The organism is Streptomyces sp. Isolate_45, assembly GCF_024721315.2.
Classification (GTDB): Bacteria; Actinomycetota; Actinomycetes; order Streptomycetales; family Streptomycetaceae; genus Streptomyces.
In genome coordinates this window covers 1-3,868 of sequence record NZ_JANFAK020000309.1, presented here as the reverse complement: position 1 = coordinate 3,868, position 3,868 = coordinate 1, and the positions used below count along the sequence as shown (strand labels likewise).

5 protein-coding genes, 3 tRNA genes and 1 pseudogene are annotated in these 3,868 nt (G+C 74.1%); 6 read left to right on the top strand and 3 right to left on the bottom strand.

Annotation, left to right across the window (positions count from 1 at the left end):
• The first annotated feature begins 187 nt into the window (after positions 1 to 187).
• Complete coding sequence (locus tag NOD94_RS40515; protein WP_281211248.1) at positions 188 to 922, top strand: thioredoxin domain-containing protein; 735 nt, start codon at positions 188 to 190, stop codon at positions 920 to 922.
• Positions 919 to 1,767, top strand: a complete 849-nt coding sequence (locus NOD94_RS40510; RefSeq protein WP_281211247.1) for a cytochrome c biogenesis CcdA family protein — start codon at positions 919 to 921, stop codon at positions 1,765 to 1,767. Before NOD94_RS40515 ends, NOD94_RS40510 begins: the two co-directional genes overlap by 4 nt.
• A 41-nt stretch (positions 1,768 to 1,808) precedes the next feature.
• Here the strand turns inward: NOD94_RS40510 and NOD94_RS40505 are convergent.
• The 3 genes from NOD94_RS40505 to NOD94_RS40495 all read right to left on the bottom strand — a co-directional run bounded on the left by NOD94_RS40505 (position 1,809) and on the right by NOD94_RS40495 (position 2,091).
• Positions 1,809 to 1,882 (bottom strand) — tRNA-Phe (locus NOD94_RS40505).
• Positions 1,883 to 1,904: 22 nt separating this feature from the next.
• Positions 1,905 to 1,978, bottom strand: a tRNA-Asp gene (locus NOD94_RS40500).
• 40 nt (positions 1,979 to 2,018) lie between these two features.
• A tRNA-Glu gene (locus NOD94_RS40495) sits at positions 2,019 to 2,091 on the bottom strand.
• A 103-nt stretch (positions 2,092 to 2,194) separates the two neighbouring features.
• Here NOD94_RS40495 and NOD94_RS40490 point away from each other — a divergent pair.
• The 4 genes and pseudogenes from NOD94_RS40490 to NOD94_RS40475 all read left to right on the top strand — a co-directional run.
• A complete protein-coding gene (locus NOD94_RS40490) occupies positions 2,195 to 2,545 on the top strand; it encodes a metallopeptidase family protein (RefSeq protein ID WP_030225620.1) in 351 nt (116 codons plus the stop codon).
• Between the two features lie 98 nt (positions 2,546 to 2,643).
• Positions 2,644 to 3,084, top strand: a complete 441-nt coding sequence (locus NOD94_RS40485; protein WP_281211249.1) for a CrcB family protein — start codon at positions 2,644 to 2,646, stop codon at positions 3,082 to 3,084.
• Complete coding sequence (gene crcB, locus NOD94_RS40480; RefSeq protein ID WP_281211246.1) at positions 3,081 to 3,455, top strand: fluoride efflux transporter CrcB; 375 nt, start codon at positions 3,081 to 3,083, stop codon at positions 3,453 to 3,455. Before NOD94_RS40485 ends, crcB begins: the two co-directional genes overlap by 4 nt.
• Before the next feature lie 86 nt (positions 3,456 to 3,541).
• Positions 3,542 to 3,868, top strand: a pseudogene (locus NOD94_RS40475) (hypothetical protein); the annotation flags it as partial.

The window sequence follows — 3,868 nt, the reverse complement described above, 5'->3', positions numbered from 1 at the left end:
CCACGCGCCGCTCCCGGCGGCCCGGCCCGCGCCCGAGGGGGGCCGGCCGCACGGCACGACGCCCGTACGGGGTCCCGTACGCGGGCCCGACCGGCCGGCGCCCGGCCCGGTGGAGCTCTCGGTGATGCGGGTCTAGGAGGGAGCCGCCCGCCGGTCCCGCCACCACCCGTACCCCTGGAGCACCCGCATGTCTTCCCCTTCCCGCAAGCCCCTGTTCGCCGCCGCCGGCGTGGCCGTGGCCGCGATCACCCTCGGACTGGTCTCCTGGCAGGCCACCGCCCCCGAGGAAAGGTCCCGCGACACCTCCGCCGGCTCCCCCGCGGCCTCCGCCCACGCCGCGCCCCGCTCGGAGGTCGCCCCGGAACTGCTGGCCCTGGCCCGCCGCGACGGCGCCGACAAGCTCGCGACCGGCCGCGCCGACGCCCCCGTCGTCCTCATCGAGTACTCCGACTTCAGGTGCGGCTACTGCGGCAAGTTCGCCCGCGACACCGAACCCGAACTGGTGAAGAAGTACGTCGAGGACGGCACCCTGCGCATCGAGTGGCGCAACTTCCCGATCTTCGGCGCCGAGTCCGAGGCCGCCGCCAAGGCCGCCTGGGCCGCCGGGCAGCAGGACCGCTTCGCCGCCTTCCACGCGGCCGCGTACGCCGACGGAGCCAAGGAGGCGGGCTTCGCCGGGGCGCGCCTCGTGGAGCTGGCCCGCCAGGCCGGGGTCCCGGACCTGGAGCGGTTCAAGAAGGACATGGCCGGCGAGGAGGCCGCCGCCGCGCTGAAGAAGGACCAGGACGAGGGCTACCGCATCGGTGTCACCTCCACCCCGTCCTTCCTGGTCAACGGCCGCCCGATCGCCGGGGCGCAGCCCCTCGACGCCTTCACCGCCGCCATCGCGCGGGCGAAGACCGAGGCGGCGGCGGGCAAGTGACCGGCATCGGATACCTGGCCGCCCTGCTGGGCGGCCTCCTCGCCCTGCTCAGTCCGTGCAGCGCGCTGCTGCTGCCCGCCTTCTTCGCGTACTCGATCGACTCCCGCTCCCGGCTCCTCGCGCGCACCGGGATCTTCTACGCGGGCCTCGCGAGCACCCTCGTACCGCTGGGCGCGGCCGGTTCGTACGCGGGCCGGTTCTTCCACGAGAACCGCGACGGGCTGGTCCTCGCCGGCGGCTGGCTGATCATCGCGCTCGGCCTCGCCCAGGTCCTCGGCCTCGGCTTCGCCCCGAAGCGGCTCGCCGAACTGTCCGGCCGGATCCGGCCGACCACCGCCCTGTCGGTGTACGCGCTCGGCGCGGTCTACGGGCTGGCCGGCTTCTGCGCCGGCCCGATCCTGGGCAGCGTCCTCACGGTGGCGGCGGTCAGCGGCAGCCCGGTCTACGGGGGCCTGCTGCTGGCGGTGTACGCGCTGGGCATGGCCGTTCCGCTGTTCCTGCTGGCGCTGCTCTGGGAGCGCTTCGACCTGGGCGGCCGCCGCTGGCTGCGCGGCCGGGCCTTCCGGGTAGGGCGCCTGGAACTGCACACCACCTCGCTGCTGTCCGGGCTGTTCTTCCTGACCCTGGGCGCCCTGTTCCTCGTCTACGACGGGGCGAGCGCGCTGCCGGGACTGCTCGATGTGGACGACTCGTTCGCGGTGGAGCGGTGGGTGGGCTCCGTCGCGGACGCGGTACCGGACTGGGCCCTGCTGGGGCTGGTCGCGGTGGCGGCGACGGCCGTCGGCCTGACCCGGTGGCGGCGCGCGGTCCGCGCGGAGCAGCCGGAACCGGAACCGGAGGGGTGACACACAGAAGGCCCCGTCCGATGGACGGGGCCTTCTCACTGTGGCTGGGGCCGGGGTCGAACCGGCGACCTATCGCTTTTCAGGCGATCGCTCGTACCAACTGAGCTACCCAGCCACGAGACCGTTTCCGGTCTCAGCGAACCTGACGGGACTTGAACCCGCGACCTCCACCTTGACAGGGTGGCGAGCTAACCAACTGCTCCACAGGTCCTTGCAATGTGCGAGCACAAGTCTCGCACACAGTTAATGCGTACCCCCAACGGGATTCGAACCCGTGCTACCGCCTTGAAAGGGCGGCGTCCTGGGCCACTAGACGATGAGGGCTAAAGGCCCGCCGGGCACTTCTCAGCGCGTCGGGGACGTGAGAAGCATATGGGATCCGGGGAGCTATCGCCAAAACGGTTTCCCGCGGAGCGACAATGGCCGGGTGCTGGAGATGACGCGCGAGGAGTTCGAAGAGCTCGTCGCAGAGGCCCTGGACCGCATTCCGCCGGAGCTGACGCGGCTGATGGACAACGTGGCGGTGTTCGTCGAGGACGAGCCACCGGCCGACGACCCCGAGCTCCTCGGGCTCTACGAGGGGACCCCCCTCACCGAGCGCGGCGAGTGGTACGCCGGGGTGCTGCCGGACCGCATCACGATCTACCGGAACCCCACGTTGCGGATGTGCGAGGACCGGGAGAGCGTGGTCGCGGAGACGGAGGTGACCGTCGTGCACGAGATCGCCCACCACTTCGGCATCGACGACGAACGGCTGCACGCGCTGGGCTACGGGTGACCGGACCCGAGCCCGCCCCCGGGCCGGCGGGCGACCCGGACCCCGTCGACCCTGATCCCGTCGACCCGGACCCCGTCGACCCGGACGTCGACCTCCGGGTGGCGGCGGAGCGGACGCGCCCGCGGGGCCCGGTGCTCGCGGCGGTCGCGGCCGGCGGCGTGGTCGGGGCCTGCGCGCGCTACGCGGCGGGGCTGCTGTGGCCCGACGGGCCCACGGCCTTCCCGTGGACCACCCTCTGGATCAACGTCCTGGGCTGCGCGCTGATCGGCGTCCTGATGGCGCTGGTCGCGGAGGGCGGGCGTGACGCCCACCCCCTGCTGCGCCCCTTCGCGGGGACCGGGGTGCTCGGTGGCTTCACCACCTTCTCTGCCTACGCCCTGGACGTCTCGCGGCTGCTGGACGCCCGCGAGGCGGGGGTCGCGCTCGCGTACGCCGGGCTCACGGTCGCCGGCGCGCTGGCGGCCGTCCTGGCGGGGGCGACCCTGACCCGGCGGGCCGTGCGGATCCGGAGGTCCCCGGCCGGGCGGGGGAGCCCGTGAACTGGCTGCTGGTGATCGCCGGCGCTGCCGTGGGCGCGCCGCTGCGCTACCTGACCGACCGGGCCGTGCAGGCGCGCCACGGCTCCGACTTCCCGTGGGGGACCTTCGCGGTCAACGCGGCCGCCTGCCTGGTGCTGGGCGCGCTGACCGGGGCGGTCCTGGCCGGGGCGGCCTCCCCGGGGCTGTCCCTGTTCCTCGGGACGGGCCTGTGCGGGGCGCTGAGCACGTACTCGACCTTCTCGTACGAGACCCTGCGGCTGGCCGAGCGCGGTGAGACGTTCCTGGCGGCCGCGAACGTCCTGGGATCGGTGCTGGTCGGGCTGGGTGCCGTTCACCTGGGCTCGCAGGTGGCCCGGCAGCTGTTCGCGTAAGGGGCGTGTCTCTTACGGGGTAAAGGGAGTTGGGCAACTTGACCCGCTCATCGCGGACCCCGCCGCCGTGTTCCGGAGGTGCCCCCGTGCGCCAGTTGACCACTTCCCTGAGACTGGCCGTCTCCGCGCTCGCCGTGGCCGCGACGGCGGGCTGCATGAGCGTCGGCGAGGACGCCGCGAAGCCCGGTCCGGCCGTGCCGGTGGGCGCCAAGGACGCCGCCGGTACGGGTGCGGCCGCCGGGACCGGGCGGGGCTCCGGCGGCCACGGCAGCGGACACGGGGGGAAGGGCGCCACCGGGAACCAGAACGGCAAGGCGGGCGAGCCCGGGAAGGCCTCCGGCGCGACCGGGGCCTCTCCCAGCCCGGGCGCGCCCGCCGGTCGGCCGGGGCTCCCCTCGCCGTCGGCGGGGAGT